13 protein-coding genes are annotated in these 15,953 nt (G+C 33.7%); 12 read left to right on the top strand and 1 reads right to left on the bottom strand.

Annotated elements, in window-relative coordinates:
- Positions 1-22 precede the first annotated feature (22 nt).
- Positions 23-1,135 (bottom strand): AhpC/TSA family protein, encoded by a 1,113-nt coding sequence (locus IPJ23_09100; protein MBK7630848.1) that lies wholly within the window; start codon positions 1,133-1,135, stop codon positions 23-25.
- Positions 1,136-1,336: 201 nt separating this feature from the next.
- On the opposite strand from IPJ23_09100, the gene IPJ23_09095 reads away from it, so the two are divergent.
- The 12 genes from IPJ23_09095 (at position 1,337) to IPJ23_09040 (ending at position 15,871) form a co-directional block, all read left to right on the top strand.
- Positions 1,337-2,839 (top strand): hypothetical protein, encoded by a 1,503-nt coding sequence (locus tag IPJ23_09095; GenBank protein ID MBK7630847.1) that lies wholly within the window; start codon positions 1,337-1,339, stop codon positions 2,837-2,839.
- The gene (locus tag IPJ23_09090; GenBank protein ID MBK7630846.1) at positions 2,836-3,789 is read left to right on the top strand and encodes an alpha/beta fold hydrolase; all 954 of its coding nucleotides are present in this window, start codon (positions 2,836-2,838) and stop codon (positions 3,787-3,789) included. The genes IPJ23_09095 and IPJ23_09090 overlap by 4 nt, the downstream gene beginning before the upstream one ends.
- Positions 3,790-4,383: 594 nt before the next feature.
- The gene (locus IPJ23_09085; GenBank protein MBK7630845.1) at positions 4,384-4,938 is read left to right on the top strand and encodes a hypothetical protein; all 555 of its coding nucleotides are present in this window, start codon (positions 4,384-4,386) and stop codon (positions 4,936-4,938) included.
- Positions 4,939-5,102: 164 nt separating this feature from the next.
- Positions 5,103-6,380 (top strand): SpoIIE family protein phosphatase, encoded by a 1,278-nt coding sequence (locus IPJ23_09080; GenBank protein MBK7630844.1) that lies wholly within the window; start codon positions 5,103-5,105, stop codon positions 6,378-6,380.
- 101 nt (positions 6,381-6,481) lie between these two features.
- Positions 6,482-7,702 (top strand): aminotransferase class I/II-fold pyridoxal phosphate-dependent enzyme, encoded by a 1,221-nt coding sequence (locus IPJ23_09075; GenBank protein MBK7630843.1) that lies wholly within the window; start codon positions 6,482-6,484, stop codon positions 7,700-7,702.
- Positions 7,703-7,897: 195 nt separating this feature from the next.
- Positions 7,898-9,148, top strand: coding sequence for an insulinase family protein (locus IPJ23_09070; protein ID MBK7630842.1), 1,251 nt, complete (start codon positions 7,898-7,900; stop codon positions 9,146-9,148).
- Between the two features lie 16 nt (positions 9,149-9,164).
- Entirely contained in the window at positions 9,165-10,850 is a 1,686-nt protein-coding gene (locus IPJ23_09065; protein MBK7630841.1) for a molybdopterin-dependent oxidoreductase, read from the top strand.
- A 21-nt stretch (positions 10,851-10,871) separates the two neighbouring features.
- The gene (gene nuoH, locus IPJ23_09060) at positions 10,872-11,945 is read left to right on the top strand and encodes an NADH-quinone oxidoreductase subunit NuoH (GenBank protein MBK7630840.1); all 1,074 of its coding nucleotides are present in this window, start codon (positions 10,872-10,874) and stop codon (positions 11,943-11,945) included.
- A 48-nt stretch (positions 11,946-11,993) separates the two neighbouring features.
- Positions 11,994-12,503: an NADH-quinone oxidoreductase subunit NuoI gene (gene nuoI, locus IPJ23_09055; GenBank protein MBK7630839.1), complete on the top strand. Its 510-nt coding sequence runs from the start codon at positions 11,994-11,996 to the stop codon at positions 12,501-12,503.
- A 110-nt stretch (positions 12,504-12,613) separates the two neighbouring features.
- Positions 12,614-14,152, top strand: a complete 1,539-nt coding sequence (locus tag IPJ23_09050) for a YifB family Mg chelatase-like AAA ATPase (protein MBK7630838.1) — start codon at positions 12,614-12,616, stop codon at positions 14,150-14,152.
- 241 nt (positions 14,153-14,393) lie between these two features.
- Positions 14,394-15,011 carry a T9SS type A sorting domain-containing protein gene (locus tag IPJ23_09045; GenBank protein ID MBK7630837.1) on the top strand — a complete coding sequence of 206 codons (618 nt, stop codon included), beginning with the start codon at positions 14,394-14,396 and terminating at the stop codon, positions 15,009-15,011.
- A 158-nt stretch (positions 15,012-15,169) separates the two neighbouring features.
- Positions 15,170-15,871, top strand: a complete 702-nt coding sequence (locus IPJ23_09040; GenBank protein ID MBK7630836.1) for an SGNH/GDSL hydrolase family protein — start codon at positions 15,170-15,172, stop codon at positions 15,869-15,871.
- Positions 15,872-15,953: the final 82 nt, after the last annotated feature.

Below are 15,953 nucleotides of genomic sequence, written 5' to 3'. Positions count from 1 at the left end.
TAAACGATCACAAATAAATATTTTATTTTGACGCTGATACTGATCCAAGAAGTTCTTCAAGTTTTTTTAGTAGATCCTCACCTCGTAAATTGGAGGCGATAATCTTCTGATCCTTGTCTAGCAAAACGTTGGCTGGAATTGAATTTATTGCATAGAGTTTACCAGCTTCATTACCCCAGCCTTTTAGATCCGAAACTTGAGTCCATGTTAATTTATCATCCTTAATAGCCTTTAGCCACTTATCGCGATTGGTATCAAATGAAACACCAAGTACATCAAATCCTTTTTTATTATATGTCTTCCAAGCTTTAACAACATTTGGATTTTCTGCTCGGCAAGGCCCGCACCATGCTGCCCAGAAATCAACTAACAATATTTTACCTTTTAGTGATGAGAGAGAAACAGGATTTCCAGTGGAGTCGTTCAGCGTAAAATCTGGAGCAATTTGACCAATTGCTGTTGCACGTAGTAACCCAATTCGTTTTTCGATATCCTGATAATATGTGGAAGCTTTTAATTTAGTGTCGATCACGCTTATTAACTTCTGTAATTCGGGCAAATCAAACCGCCAAGAATTGCGAGTTATTAGATAAGGTGAAACTGATGTATTGTTGTTCGATTTTATAAAAGAGACTAGTTGATCCTTTGTTTCCTTATCGAGGTCTTCACTGATTGAATCATTTTTTTTCATCGCTGCAGTATCGCCTATTTCTTTTGCAGCTTTCCACGCATTATAAACATCTTCCATTTTTTTCATTATGGTATCATTCATATCCACATATTTCTTATAAATATCTTGTGAAGATGATCCAATTACTTTCGAATTATCAATACTGTCCGGATAAAGCTGAACATTAATATCGGAATTCTCTACGAAAAGAGGAAAGGATATTTTTTTATCGTCCATTGTTAAATACCACATCTCTGGCATAACGACTGATCCGGTGAAATTAAATTTACCGTTAAGCACTTTTGTCGAGTCGAGTTTTTCCCAACCATCGATTCCGCGTTTTTGAAGAAAAATCATAACAGAATCTTTGCTGTCAATAGTTCCTGTTATTGTGAACTGCTCTTTTTTAACATTACAGGATGCTAACAAAAGTCCTACAAATAAGAAGAATATTATTTTTTTCATGCACTTGATCTTTCATTTTTTATTTAAATAAAAATAAGCTTTCTGATCTAGAAAAAGAATACTATTTAATGCTAAACTTCGAAATGATATCCTAAATTATAAAAAATTTCTTTAGCACAGGAAAAACTATCTGGATGAAAATGATAGGTAGGACTTTTTTAATATTTAGTAATTAAAACACCTCTTTCTTAAATTTTAGATGTGAAAATAAAATCTATAAAAATAAAATATCCCAAGATCCTCATTTCAATTTCTACAATCGCATTACTATATCTTTTACTATTAATTCCTGTAGAGAATAATTCGATAATTCCTGAAGGAAATAAAAAACCGTTTATCTGGAATCAGGATAGTGTGTGGAATAAATTAGAAAGGACATTCATAAACGCCGCTTCTGAAGGTTGTGATAAAATAGAACCTCATATCGATTCATTATTTTTGAGTTCTGAAAAAATTCTAAATGAAATATCCGATAAAGATTTAAAACCATCAGATGAAAAATTTGCAGCACTTGAAAACTATATTTTTCAATCAGCCCCGCTTATTCCCGTTTGCAATCAATATTTTCCTGCCTACGTAAATTTTTATTCTCAATTAAGAAAGGTTGTAAAAGAACAATCCAGAAACTGGGATATGAATTCTACTGATGCTAGAAATACACTTTATCGTTTGCTTTATGGAAACAGAACTGCAATTGAAGAAATAATACTTCAGTTACCAAGCGGAGAAGTAGCACCTTTAGTCAAAGGAATTGATGAACCATCGATTACTCCCTCAGCCGCAATACTAGGTGAGGAAGTTCACAGCGGAGATATTTTAGTTTCTCGTGGTGGCGCTCCTACATCAGCATTGATTGCAAGAGGGAATGATTATCCGGGAAATTTTTCGCACATAGCATTAGTTCATATCGATGAAAAAACAAAAGCGATTTCAATAATTGAATCGCATATTGAAAGAGGAGTCGTAATTTCATCATTAGAGGAATATCTTAAAGACATAAAGCTTAGAATTATGGTTCTAAGATTGAGATCCGATTTAATAAAAACAGATCCAATGCTTCCACACAAAGCCGCAGAATTTGCATTAATAGAGGCTAAGCAGAAACATATTCCTTATGATTTTGAAATGAATACTAACGAATCAGAAAAACAATTTTGCTCAGAAGTTGCATCATCATCATATAAGAAATTTGGAATAACGCTATGGACTGGTCTATCAAACATTTCAACTAAAGGTGCAAGAAACTGGCTAGCCGCATTCGGTGTTAAGTATTTTGAAACAGAGGAGCCTTCAGATCTTGAGTATGATCCGAAACTTTCTGTTGTCGCTGAATGGAGAGATCCGGAAACTCTATATAAAGATCATTTGGATAATGCAGTTACGGATGTAATGTTGGAAGAAGCTGATAGCGGTAAGGTTTTATCATATGATTGGTATCTTTTACCAGTCGGCAGAGTGACAAAACTTTATAGTATGATATTAAATCTATTTGGCTCAGTCGGCCCTGTGCCAGAAGGTATGAGTGCTGAGGCAACATTAAAAAATGTAGAGTATTCCGAAACTCACGATAAAATAAAACTGAAATTAATAGATCTTGCTAATAAATTTAAAAATGAAAACGGATATACTCCTCCTTACTGGAATTTGGTAAATTTAGCAAGACAAGCCAGGGATGAAATTAAAAATTTACAAGGCGCTTTATGAAAACATTATTTAAAACTTTTCTTTTACTCATTTTTGCTATAACAATATATTCTCAAAACTTTCCTGATAGTCAAACTGATGGAAAATATTATGAAGTAAACGGAGCAAAAATCTGGACAGTTAGTTTTGGTAATGGAGACCCGTTATTTTTTATTGCCGGTGGTCCGGGTAATGCACATAGTTACCTTAGAGCTTTTGATTCATTATCAACAACCAACACATTAGTTTATTTTGATGCTTTTGGGCGAGGCAAATCTGATACAGCAAGAAACGTAACTGAGTATACTCTAGAAAGAGACGTTGAAGATTTGGAAGGATTGCGCAAGTCTTTGGGCTTCACTAAAATCAATATTTTAGGGCATTCTTATGGCGGCGTGGTTGCACAGGCTTACGCAATTAAATATCCGGAAAATGTGTCGCATCTGATACTAGCAAATACATTTCATTCTTATTTAATGTGGCAGGAAAACTGTGATAATTCAAATCACGAAATAAAAACAAATTATCCTGAAGTGTGGGAAGAATTGATGAAAGTAAGAAAACAAGGTGCCGTATCAAGCGATCAGATTCATCAGGATATTTATGGTCGAGTACCATATGGATTTTTGTATGCTTATAATCCAGAAAATTTTAATAGAGTTGGAAGAAAACCGTATCCAAATTCCAACAACACAAAATTGTATTATCAAATGGTTGGACGAGATGGAGATTTTCTAGTTAGTAGTGATATCGGAACATTTGATTTTAGAAAACAATTAAAAAGTTTAAATATGCCAATCTTGATATATGCCGGCAGATATGATCGCGTAGCTGTTCCCTGGATGGAAGCTGAGTACAAAGATTATTGTCCACAAGCTAAGTTTGTAATGTTTGAAAAAAGCGGACATAATCCCCAGGTAGAAGAACCTGAAAAATTATTTAAAGTAATTAGAAAATTTTTGAATAAATAATTTAAGGAGCTTCGGCTCCTTTTTTATTTTTTGTTTGAATGTAAATTACTATCTGCTAAATTTACATCAGTAATTAATCCAATCTAGTAGATGAAAAATAAAATTGAACTCACAGCAGAAATTAAGTACAAACTGCTTTGGTCTGAAAGACAAATTTTGTGAAAGCAAAACTAACTTATTTTAAGAGCACCCCCATCAATTAAGGCCTGCCTGTCGCTAAGTAGAGTGGTAGGAGTTTGTTGTTAATTGATTAATATTGCCAAATTTTAATAATATTTTTCTTGACATTGAAGATCTAAAGAGTTTTATTTAATAAGAAATTATTCCAACTGTTGACCACTGGACCTTTTAGGGTAACTAGTTGTTGTAATCGTATCTTTATTCATATCTCTTACCCCCTTAGGCGCAGCGATAAACTAAATGCTGTGCAGAAATTTATTGTCTTCCAATAAACAACACAAAGTTAAAAATTAGAGGATGAGATTATTCCGCTGAAGTTTTTTGAACCAGAATTAACTCAATCCACTTAAAGATAGAACAATCTCTCTAAAAATATTAGAGAATATTTATCAACCAACTAAAAGGAGTGTTGTTATGAAAACAACAAAAATTTTCTTTGCTATAATAGCTTTTATGGGCCTTGTATTTCTCGGTTGTTCAGAAAAATCCCAACTGCCAAATGAGCCAGTAAGTTCACTGGAAAAAGTAACAACAACCGACTATAACGCCAATATTACAATCCTTGGCCTTGTTGATCCCGGTACAGAAAAAATTGTAGGACAAAACCTTATTGTAAAAGATAGGGTTGCGCTAACCAGGTTCGAAGCCGACAATTCTTTAGTAAAAGGAAACTTATTGATAACCATAAATTTCAGATTTAACCTCAATACGGGGGAAGGACCTACGCACGGTAAATGGTCAATGGTACCGGACGATTATCCTGATGGCTTGTGGGAAGGCAGCTTTACCGGTTTTAGAACTAAGACAGGCGAATCAGAATGGACAGAAAACGTTTCCATCGTTGGCAAAGGAGAAGGTGATGTTATAGATGGGATGAAAAATTTTGCTGACGGATTAATATATTCCGATGATATATATGAGCGAACAGGATTTTTTGGCGAGGGAAGCGGAATTATAAAATCAAAATAATGATAGTCTTTAGCTAATCTGTTGCGGCAAATCGGTATAAAGATTTTGCTGAACTGATGTTTTTCAGAATACTAATTAACCTCGTGTTATTTCGGGGCTATTTTTTGTTTGAATGTAAATTACTATCAGCTAAATTTACATCAGTAATTAATCCAATCTAGTAGATGAAAAATAAAATTGAATTAACAGCAGAAATAAAGTATAAGCTGCTTCGTAATATATCTAATAAAATTCGGGGCACGCTGGATCTTGATAAAATACTTAATCTGCTTTTAGATATGCTGGCAAATGTAATTGATTATGATGCAGCAGGAATTTTTATTCTTAGCGAAGATATTAATCATCCGGGCTATCATCAAACCAGACAAAAAATTGCAAGTATGGTTCAGCGTGGATTTGGAAACTTACCATTAGAATCTGATGGTATGCTTATGGAAGGTAAAGGAATAGTTGGGCAGACAATCAAAATGGGAAAAAGTATTATTCTTAATGATGTAACAAAAGATGAACGTTACATACCCGGAAGAAAAGAAACCAGATCTGAAATAACTTCTCCCATTTTACGTGATGGAAAAACCATCGGTGCACTTAATGTTGAAAGTGATAAACTTGCGGCCTTTGATCCTGCTGATATTGAAGTCTTAAACTTTTTTGCTGAAGCTTCTGCAATATCTATTGAAAAAGCTTTACTTCATTATCAGATAATTGAAAAGAAAAAAATAGAAGAACAGCTCCAACTAGCTAAAGATGTGCAGCTAAGTTTGCTACCGAATTCTGAACCCGAAATTGAGGGTTATCATTTTGCGAGTGTTTGTATTCCGGCTTATGAAATTGGAGGGGATTACTTTGATTATATAGTTCTAGATGAAAATAGATTGGCAATTGTAATCGCTGATGTTTCGGGCGATGGTGTTCCGGCTGCTTTAATTATGGCAGCGTTTCGTGCACTGCTTCGTTACAATGCAAAACTTTTTTCCGAGCCACGTGAAATAATGAAACTTATGAATGAGCAAGTTTCTGAGTTTATGCGTAAGCGGGATTTTATTTCAGTTTTTTATGGCATACTAAATCACAGAACTCATACTTTTACTTATTGCAATTGCGGTCATAATCCTGCACTACTGTGGGATAATGATACAACAACTTTATTAGAAGGCGGCGGTCCATCTTTAAATCTTTTAAAAGATGCTGAGTTCAAAAGTTCTGAGATTACTTTAAATAAAAATGATCAGATACTTTTATACACAGATGGAGTTGTTGAGGTTTTTAGTAAAGATAAAAATCAATTCGGATTAGATAGATTGATTGAAATCTTTGAAATAAATACTACTCAATCACCTCAAAAAATGGTTGACGAGATAATATCCGCTACAAAATATTTCAGTACTTCCGATATTTACAATGATGATTTTACACTTCTTTTGTTAAAAAGAAATTATTAATTATTGTTGATTTTTATCAATCTATCTCAAATTCTTATCCCAATCATAAAAAATTTTGTTAAGTTTAATAAGTAAATCAAAAGAATATTTGGAGAAATATAATGCATTCAAAAATTATCCCAGCAGTTAGAACAAATAACATTACATATGCAGTTAGAGATATTGTTATACTTGCAAATCAAGTTGCTAAAACTGGAAAAGAAATGTTATACTTAAATATCGGCGACCCAAATCTTTATGATTTTGTTCCACCAAAACATCTAGTTGATGCAACATATCAGGCGATGTTAAAAAATCTTAATGGGTACGCACCTTCATCAGGAATTAAAGATGCTGTTGATGCAATTGAAAGAGAAGCAGAAAGAAAAGGGATTACAAATGTTCATGATATTTTTGTAACCACTGGCGCAAGTGAAGCTATTGATATCTGTTTAACTGCTCTCGTAAACGACGGTGAAAATGTACTTACACCAACTCCAGGATATCCGCTTTACACAGCAATCTCAAGCAAACTTCAGATGATGGAAAATCCATATTATCTGGATGAATCAAACGGCTGGTTACCAGATATTGAAGACATAAAATCAAAAATAAATGATAAGACTAAAGCTATTGTGCTTATCAATCCAAATAATCCAACAGGTTCTCTTTACACAAAAGAAAATTTACAGCAAATTGTTGATGTAGCACTTGAGCATAATCTTATAATCTTTGCTGATGAAATTTATGACAAACTTTTGTTCGATGGAAAAAAACATATTTCAATTGCATCATTAAATAAAGATGTTTCCTGTATTACATTTGGCGGGTTATCTAAAAATTATATGGTCCCAGGTTTTAGAATCGGATGGGGCATTGTAAGTGGAAGAAAAGAAGTTCTTGCTGACTACATTGAAGCAATAAATAAAATATTGCGCGCAAGATTATCTGCAAATCATCCTGAGCAATATGGAATAAAACCTTCGCTTGAAGGAAATCAGGAACACCTTGTTGAAGCAATGGCAAAGCTTACCAAACGAAGAGATTTAACTGTTGAAATGTTAAATGCAATTCCGGGAATTTCTTGCGTAAAACCTGAAGGTGCATTTTATGCATTCCCAAAATTAGAAATGAAACAACCGGATGCGCATTTTGTCTCAGAGTTGATTAAAGAAACAGGAGTTGTAGTAGTGCCTGGCAGTGGATTTGGACAGGTTCCGGGTACTAAACATTTTAGAGTTGTGTTTTTACCAAATGAACAAATTCTTGAAAAAGCATATAAAGCAATCGGCGATTTCTTTGTCAAGTATCAAGAAAAGTATCCTGATTTGGTTGAAGTTTAATTTTAGGTTTTCGTTTTAGTCATTTCGAACGAAGAGAGAAATCTAATTTGTAAATTATCTAAGATTTCTCACCGACAAAAGTCGGGTTCGAAATGACTATTATATTTAACAATTCCTCTTTTTCCTTTCTTGATTGACTTAACCTCTTTATCTATATTTGAACCTCATTTAATTCATTATTAATAGATAGAAATTGTGGATAATTGTAAAGTAACGACGCTTTCAAATGGTGTAAAAGTTGTATCGGAATTCATTCCTTATTTAAAATCTTTTTCGCTTGGATTTTGGTTTAATATCGGGGCTCGCGATGAAAATTTACGCAATAATGGAATTTCACATTTCATCGAGCATATGCTTTTTAAGGGAACAAAAACTCGTACCGCAAAACAAATTTCTGATGAGATTGAATCTTATGGTGGTTACTTAAACGCTTTCACCTCCAAAGAACAAACTTGTTATTACGGCAGAGGATTATCTGAAAATTTCAAGAAAACTTTTGCTGTACTTTCTGATATGGTTCAAAATCCTGTTTTTAAAAATTTTCATATCAAAAAAGAAGCAGGTGTTGTAATTGATGAGTTAAAAGATATTGATGACAATCCAGAAGAATTAATATTTGATAAGTTTGAAGAATCAATTTTTAATGGACACAGCCTTAGTTATCCGATAATCGGGACGGAAAAAAATATTCTTTCCTACAACTCAAATATTCTGCATCAATTTCATAAAGCAAATTATAGATTAGACAATTTAATGATTGCAGTTTCAGGTGCAATCGAACACGATGAAGCTGTTAAGCTTGCTGAAAAATATTTTAAAGGGAAGCGAACAACATCTAACCAAAAAAGAAAAAACTTTGTTAAGCCCACAACAAGTGAAGTAATAATTGATAAAGAAATTCAACAGGTTCACACCATAATTGGAAGAACAACTTATGGATTTAATGATTCGCGTAGACATAAATTAAAAGTTCTTTCTACCTTACTTGGTGATGGAAGTTCATCAAGACTTTTTCAAGCTGTTAGAGAAAAACTTGGAATGACTTATCAAATAAATACTTTTTTAAATTCTTATTTAGATGTTTCGGGCTTTGGGGTTTATTTCTCAACAAATGAAAAACAAGCAGACAAGGTAAACGAAATTGTTCATCGTGAGTTTAAAAAGTTGAGAAACATTGAAGTAAAACCAAAAGAATTAAAAAGAGTTAAAGAGTACATCAAAGGCAACACGCTTATGAGCCTTGAAAGTACGACTAATAGAATGATAAGATTAGCAAATTCAATTTTGCATTACGGTAAAATTATTCCGATTGAAGAAATACTTGTTAAAATAGATTCGGTTAATGCTGAGGATTTATTAAAACTTTCTAAAGAAGTTTTGGATGAAAATACTTTAAGTAGAATTGTTATTTGTTCAAAAGATAATTTAATTAAAAAAGCAGCTTAAAAATTCAGAGTAGATTATGTCCAAATTTAATATTGATGGAAAAGAAATAGAGTTCAAACCAGGTCAAACCATCATTGAAGCAGCAAGAGATAATGGAATTGAAATACCCCATTTCTGCTGGCATCCTGAATTATCTGTTTCAGGTAATTGCAGAATGTGTTTGGTTGAAGTTGAAAAAATGCCAAAGCTTGTAATTGCTTGTTCAACTGTAGCCGCAGAAGGAATGGTTGTGCATATGGAATCAGATAAAGCGATTTCTGCACGTAATGCCGTAATGGAATTTTTTCTTATCAATCATCCACTTGATTGCCCAATTTGTGATGAAGCAGGCGAGTGCAAACTTCAAGATTATTCATATCAGCACAGCACAGGCGAAAGTAGATTTGTAGAAACAAAAAATCATAAAGATAAACGTGTGGAGCTGGGTCCACATGTAATGTTTGATGGAGACAGATGTATTTCTTGCTCTCGCTGTATTCGATTTTGTGATGAGATTGCAAAAGATCCCGAGCTTACATTTGTTCAGCGCGGTGATAGAGTTACAATTACAACTTCTCCCGGTGAACAGCTTGATAATCCTTATTCGATTAATGTTGTTGATATTTGTCCGGTTGGTGCATTAACAAATCGTGATTTTAGATTTAAAGCTCGCGTTTGGGATATGGCACATACAAACTCTATTTGTAATGGATGTGCACGCGGTTGCAACATTGAAGTTTGGACAAGAAATAATGAAATTCTAAGATTAGTTCCAAAGTATAATGAAGAAGTAAACAGCTATTGGATGTGCGACCACGGAAGATTAAACACATTTAAATTTGTAAACTCAGATGATAGAGTTGACGGTCCGCATATTAGAGTTGAAGGTAGCTTGATCAAAGTTGGCTGGGATGAAGCTTTTGCAAAAGCAGCATCACAATTAAAATCTTTTAGTAAAGATGAAGTTGCTGTACTTGGCTCAGCTTTTGCAACTGTTGAAGATAATTTTGTTGCTGCTAAGTTTGCTAAATCTATTGTTGGAACGGGACATTTAGATTTTGTACGTCATATTAATCCATCTTTTGGTGATGATATTTTAAGGAATAAAGATGTTACTCCAAATACTAAAGGAGCAGAATTAGCTGGTGTTTCACCGTCTAAAAATGGTTTTAATTTTAATGGGATTGTTAAAGCAATCCGAGAAGGAAAAATAAAAGCACTTTATATTATAGAAGACGATATTTTAAATGATAGTCCCGAACTTGAAAACGTGTTAGCAAAATTAGATTTATTAATAATTAATGCAACAAACTTTAATAAAACTGCTGCACTTGCTGATATTGTTTTCCCGGCGGCGACTTACGCAGAGAAAAATGGAACATTTGTAAACTTTACCGGAAGAGCACAGCGAATTCGTCCCGCCGTTGCAACACTTGATGTTGATCGTGCGTTGGAAGGAATGTCGCTTAGTCGTTTAGATAAGTTTGGAACTAAGTTTGATCGTTGGGCACAAGGCAAACATTTTGATGCGAGATCAAGCTGGAAAATATTAGTTGGATTAGCTTCAGCAATGGGACAAAAATTAAAATATAATATAGCTGAAGAAGTGTTTATGGATGCTACAAATTCGATTGAATCATTTAAAGGTTCAAATTACGATGAACTCGGCGAACTCGGTGTGCAATTAAAATCAGTAGATTCAAAATCTGCTGTAAAAATTTAGGTTATAAGGAATATAATTTTAATGGATGCAATCTTAAATTTTTTGTGGTCAGTCATTAGCTTTTACAATTTTTTATTAATACGAATTGTAATTGTACTTGTGATGATGTTAATGACAGCAGCTTATCTTGTTTACTTTGAGAGAAAAATAAGTGCATGGGCACAAAACCGATTAGGACCAAATCGAGTTGGCTGGCATGGGGCCCTACAATCTTTTGCAGATGTATTTAAACTTTTATTTAAAGAAGATATTGTTCCCGATGTAGCAAATAAAAAAATCCACACACTTGCTCCGATGATTGCTTTGTTTGTTGCCTTTACAACTTATGCGGTTATTCCAATCGGACCAGGAATAACAATTGCGGGTTATCAAATTCCAATGGTTATAGCAGATGTAAATATCGGAATACTCTATATATTAGCTTTAACATCTATTGGAGTTTATGCAATAACTTTTGCTGGGTGGTCATCCGGCAGCAAATATTCACTTCTCGGCGGCGTGCGTTCATCCGCACAAATGATTTCATATGAAATCTCAATGGGATTTTCAGTTGGTGGAGTAATTCTTTTAGCAGAATCTTTAAGACCGATGGCAATTGTTGAATCACAAGGAGGCTATATTCTAGGCTTTATTCCATTGTGGAACGCAATAATTCAGCCAATTGGATTTATTACTTTTCTTGTTTCAGCATTTGCAGAAACAAATAGATTACCATTTGATTTACCTGAAGCTGAGCCGGAGCTTGTTGGCGGCTATCACACTGAATATAGCAGTATGAAATTTGCAGCTTTCTTTTTAGCTGAATATGCAAATATGCTTGTTGCTAGCACTTTAATCGTAACTTTGTATTTAGGTGGATGGCAATTCCCTTACATTGAAACCTTAGGATTGCCCTCAGGTTTAGTCCTTGCTTTACAAGTTTCTGGATTTTTTGTAAAAGTCGGGGCGCTATTATTTTTCTTCATCTGGGTAAGATGGAGTATTCCAAGATTTAGATACGATCAACTTATGAATTTAGGTTGGAAGGTAATGTTCCCGCTCTCATTATTTAATATACTTTGGGTTGCTATTTTAATAATGATCTTTAAATTATAATTTAATATTGTTTGTCTGTGAATAAAGAAAATATTAATAGGAGTTTTGATGTCAGGTAATAAAATACCCGAAAAGAAAAGAATTAAGGATTTAACTTTTATGGAAAAGATTTACATTCCTGAAATTGTAAAAGGAATGTCGCTTACTCTAAGAACTATGTTCAAACCAAAGTTTACAATGGAATATCCGGAAGAAAAATTTATTCCACCACAGTCCTATCGAGGCAGACCTGTACTCGTACAAGAAAAAAATGGGGATGAAAGATGTGTTGCTTGCGGATTGTGTTCAAGAGTTTGCCCAGCTCTTGCAATAGAAGTTCAGGCTGCTGAAACTGAAAAAGAAAAGGAAAGATATCCCGAACGATTTGAAATTAATATGTTGCGCTGCATCTTCTGTGGATTTTGTGAAGAAGTTTGTCCCGAAGAAGCAATTGTTATGAGTAAAGATTATGAGTTAGCTTTTTCAAACAGACAAGATGCGATATATGGAAAAGATAAATTATTAATTCCTGTTGATCAATTGCAGGATAGAATCGATTTCTTAAGAAATTATAAGTAAGGGTTATTTAATACAATATTTATTTTATATATAAGAGTAGTTAAAACTTGGGGTAAAATTTGCTTGCCTCATTTTTCAAAATAAAATCCAAAAATATTCTGGATTAATTTATGTTATCCAAAACACTAACTAGCGCAACTTACGGAATAGATGCTTATTTAGTTGAAGTTGAAACACATGTAGAAAAGCAAATTCCCGGTTTTATAATAGTTGGCTTACCCGATAATGCTGTGAGAGAAAGTCGCGAAAGAGTTATTGCGGCAATCAAAAATTCCGATATAAAATTTCCTCTTAAAAAATTTACAATCAATCTCGCCCCTGCCGATATCAAAAAAGAAGGTAGTTCATTTGATCTTGCAATCGCAATAGGAATCCTTGCTGCTGAAGAATTAGTATCTGATAAATTTTTAAGTGATTCAGTATTTCTTGGTGAGTTATCATTAGATGGAACGTTGCGTCATATCAAAGGCACACTTCCTATTGCGGTTGAATCAAAGAAAAAGGGAATCAAAAGAATTATCCTACCCAAAGAATCTGCAAATGAAGCTTCTATTGTTGATGGAATTGATGTTTATGGATTTGAGAGTTTAACAGAAGTAATCGCTTTTTTGAATGAGGAATCATCACCAGAAAAAACAGTAACAGATAAAAACGATTTATTTTCATCAATCAATTCTTATTTTCACGATTTTTCTGATGTTAAAGGACAGGAAAATGTTAAGCGTGCTTTAGAAGTTGCCGCAGCAGGTGCTCATAACATTTTAATGATCGGACCTCCGGGTTCCGGTAAAACAATGCTTGCAAAAAGATTACCATCCATTCTTCCACCACTTACATTTGATGAAGCATTGGAGACTACAAAGATTCATTCCATTGCGGGAATATTACCTAAACATAAAGCAATTATTACAGAGCGTCCATTTCGCAGCCCACACCACACAGTTAGTGATGCTGCATTAGTTGGCGGGGGATCATTTCCAAAACCTGGAGAAGTATCTTTTGCGCATTTTGGAGTTTTATTTTTGGATGAACTCCCTGAGTTCAAAAAAAATGTGCTGGAAGTTTTAAGACAGCCTTTAGAAGATGCAAGAGTAACCGTTAGTCGTTCAAAACTATCGTTGGAGTTTCCTGCTAACTTTATGTTAGCCGCTGCAATGAACCCTTGTCCTTGCGGATTTTATACAGATCCAAATAAAGAGTGCACATGCGCACCTCCGCAGATTCAAAGATACATGGCAAAAATTTCGGGACCTTTGCTAGATAGAATTGATATACATATTGAGGTCCCAGCCGTTAAGTATAAAGAGTTATCATCCAAATCTGTTGGAGAAAAATCTGAGAATATTAGAACTCGTGTTATCGCTGCACGTGATGTACAGTTGCAAAGATTTAAAGATCACAAAAATATTTTTAACAATGGAGATATGGGCTCCAAAGAAGTTAGAACTTTTTGTAAACTTGATGAGCAGGGGGAAGAGTTATTGAAAATGGCAATGACAAAATTAGGACTTTCTGCAAGGGCTTATGATAGAATTTTAAAAGTTAGTAGAACAATTGCGGATCTTGAATCTTCAGAAAATATTTTACCACAGCACATCAGCGAAGCAATCCAATATCGCAGTCTTGATAGAGAACTTTGGAAACATTAAATAAATGAAATTCACTTAAAGAGAAAGCCTCTTTTTTAACAGAAAGAGCAGAATAAATTACGATCTAATAGTATTTTTATCCGCCGCATTTGGCCCCTTTTTTGACAAATTCTTACTTTATAGTATAAATATTTACCTTTTTATGGGTATAAAAATTGCTAATTATCAACTATTATCAAAAAAGGAAATTGCTATGAAAGGATTATTGTTCATTTCGCTAATAATTTTGTCGATTTTTTTAATGACGAATTTAAAGTCAGAACCTGGTTTCAATGGAACAACTGCTGGATGTGGTGGCTCAGGATGTCACACCTCTCAGACCGGAATTGTAACAGCAACTGTTCTAAGCAATAACCAAGTACAAATTTCAGTAAGTGGTACAACAAGTAAGGTTGGTGGGGAACTTGTTAATTCATCTGGTACAGTGGTGGCTGTTAATAATTCAACTTCAAGCAATCCGTTTATTTTGACTGCTCCTTCAGCAGGAACTTATACTGTTAACGCAGGATATAAAAACCCATCTAGAAATTGGGGTTCAACATCCGCAGTTATTACTGTAACGGGTGTTGATGAGGAATTAATAGGATTAAAACCAGAAGCCTTCACATTATATTCGAATTACCCAAACCCATTTAACCCAAGCACAAAAATAAGATATGCAATTCCACAATCAGCGTTTACAACTTTAAAAGTTTATTCAATTCTTGGGCAGGAAGTTGCTACTTTAATTAATGAAGAAAAAACTCCGGGAGTTTATGAAGTTAATTTTGATGGATTAAATCTTGCAAGTGGAACTTATATTTATAAGTTACAGGCTGGTGATTTTGTAGAAACGAAGAAAATGGTGTTACTAAAATAAAATTCAATTCTAAATGCTAAATTTTAAATTCAGGCGATTCTTAGAGTCGCCTTTTTTATGAAATAACTTCTGGCTAAAAATAAATTGCAATAAAAATTCTATTGAATGTAATTACATTCTTGTTATAATTGAAACACAGTTTTTGAATTTAACGAGGAATGTTCAGTATGAAGTTATTTCAATTTATCATTTTAATTCTATCAACATTAATACTTATGGATCAATCATTACTTGCACAGAATATCGATTGGGCGGATCTAAATAGATACAAGCAAGACAATTTAAGAATCAGATTACCCGACGTGGATGAAAACCGAGTTGTGTTTATGGGTAACTCAATCACTGAAGGTTGGAAAGAACTTAATTCCTATTTCTTTAATAGTAATGGGTACATCAATAGAGGAATAAGCGGGCAGACTACTCCACAAATGTTAGTTAGATTTAGACCAGATGTTGTAAATCTTAAACCAAAAGTTGTTGTAATTTTAGCTGGTACTAACGACATTGCCGGCAATACAGGCCCATCTACCTTAGGAATGATTGAAGATAATATTGAATCTATGGTTGAGATTGCACAAGTAAACAATATAAAAGTTATTCTTTGTTCAGTGCTTCCAGTATTTGATTATCCCTGGAAACCAGGGCTAAATCCAGCACAAAAAATAATTAATCTGAATAAGTGGATAAAAGAGTATGCTAATAAAAACAATATTTGTTACGTGGATTATTTTACTCCAATGGCTGATGAACAGAATGGATTTAAAAAAGAATACTCTGAGGATGGTGTTCATCCCAACTTAGCGGGTTACAATTTAATGCAGCCTCTTGTAGAAAAAGCTATACAAGAAGCATTGAAATAATCAGCAATCTATAAACACAGTATCTACTTTAGTATAACTACAATTGAGTAATTGTATTCATTCAATTAAGATTTTCGAATAA

The organism is Ignavibacteriales bacterium (assembly GCA_016709765.1).
Lineage (GTDB): Bacteria > Bacteroidota > Ignavibacteria > Ignavibacteriales > Ignavibacteriaceae > IGN3.
Note: the sequence above shows the minus strand (reverse complement) of the source record. Positions and strands in the feature narration are given on the sequence as shown.

Coding starts and splice junctions, on each gene's coding strand:
- IPJ23_09100 (MBK7630848.1), bottom strand. CDS start 1,135: ATGAAAAAAATAATATTCTTCTTATTTGTAGGACTTTTGTTAGCATCC.
- IPJ23_09090 (MBK7630846.1), top strand. CDS start 2,836: ATGAAAACATTATTTAAAACTTTTCTTTTACTCATTTTTGCTATAACA.
- IPJ23_09085 (MBK7630845.1), top strand. CDS start 4,384: ATGAAAACAACAAAAATTTTCTTTGCTATAATAGCTTTTATGGGCCTT.
- IPJ23_09080 (MBK7630844.1), top strand. CDS start 5,103: ATGAAAAATAAAATTGAATTAACAGCAGAAATAAAGTATAAGCTGCTT.
- IPJ23_09075 (MBK7630843.1), top strand. CDS start 6,482: ATGCATTCAAAAATTATCCCAGCAGTTAGAACAAATAACATTACATAT.
- IPJ23_09065 (MBK7630841.1), top strand. CDS start 9,165: ATGTCCAAATTTAATATTGATGGAAAAGAAATAGAGTTCAAACCAGGT.
- nuoH (MBK7630840.1), top strand. CDS start 10,872: ATGGATGCAATCTTAAATTTTTTGTGGTCAGTCATTAGCTTTTACAAT.
- nuoI (MBK7630839.1), top strand. CDS start 11,994: ATGTCAGGTAATAAAATACCCGAAAAGAAAAGAATTAAGGATTTAACT.
- IPJ23_09050 (MBK7630838.1), top strand. CDS start 12,614: ATGTTATCCAAAACACTAACTAGCGCAACTTACGGAATAGATGCTTAT.
- IPJ23_09045 (MBK7630837.1), top strand. CDS start 14,394: ATGACGAATTTAAAGTCAGAACCTGGTTTCAATGGAACAACTGCTGGA.
- IPJ23_09040 (MBK7630836.1), top strand. CDS start 15,170: ATGTTCAGTATGAAGTTATTTCAATTTATCATTTTAATTCTATCAACA.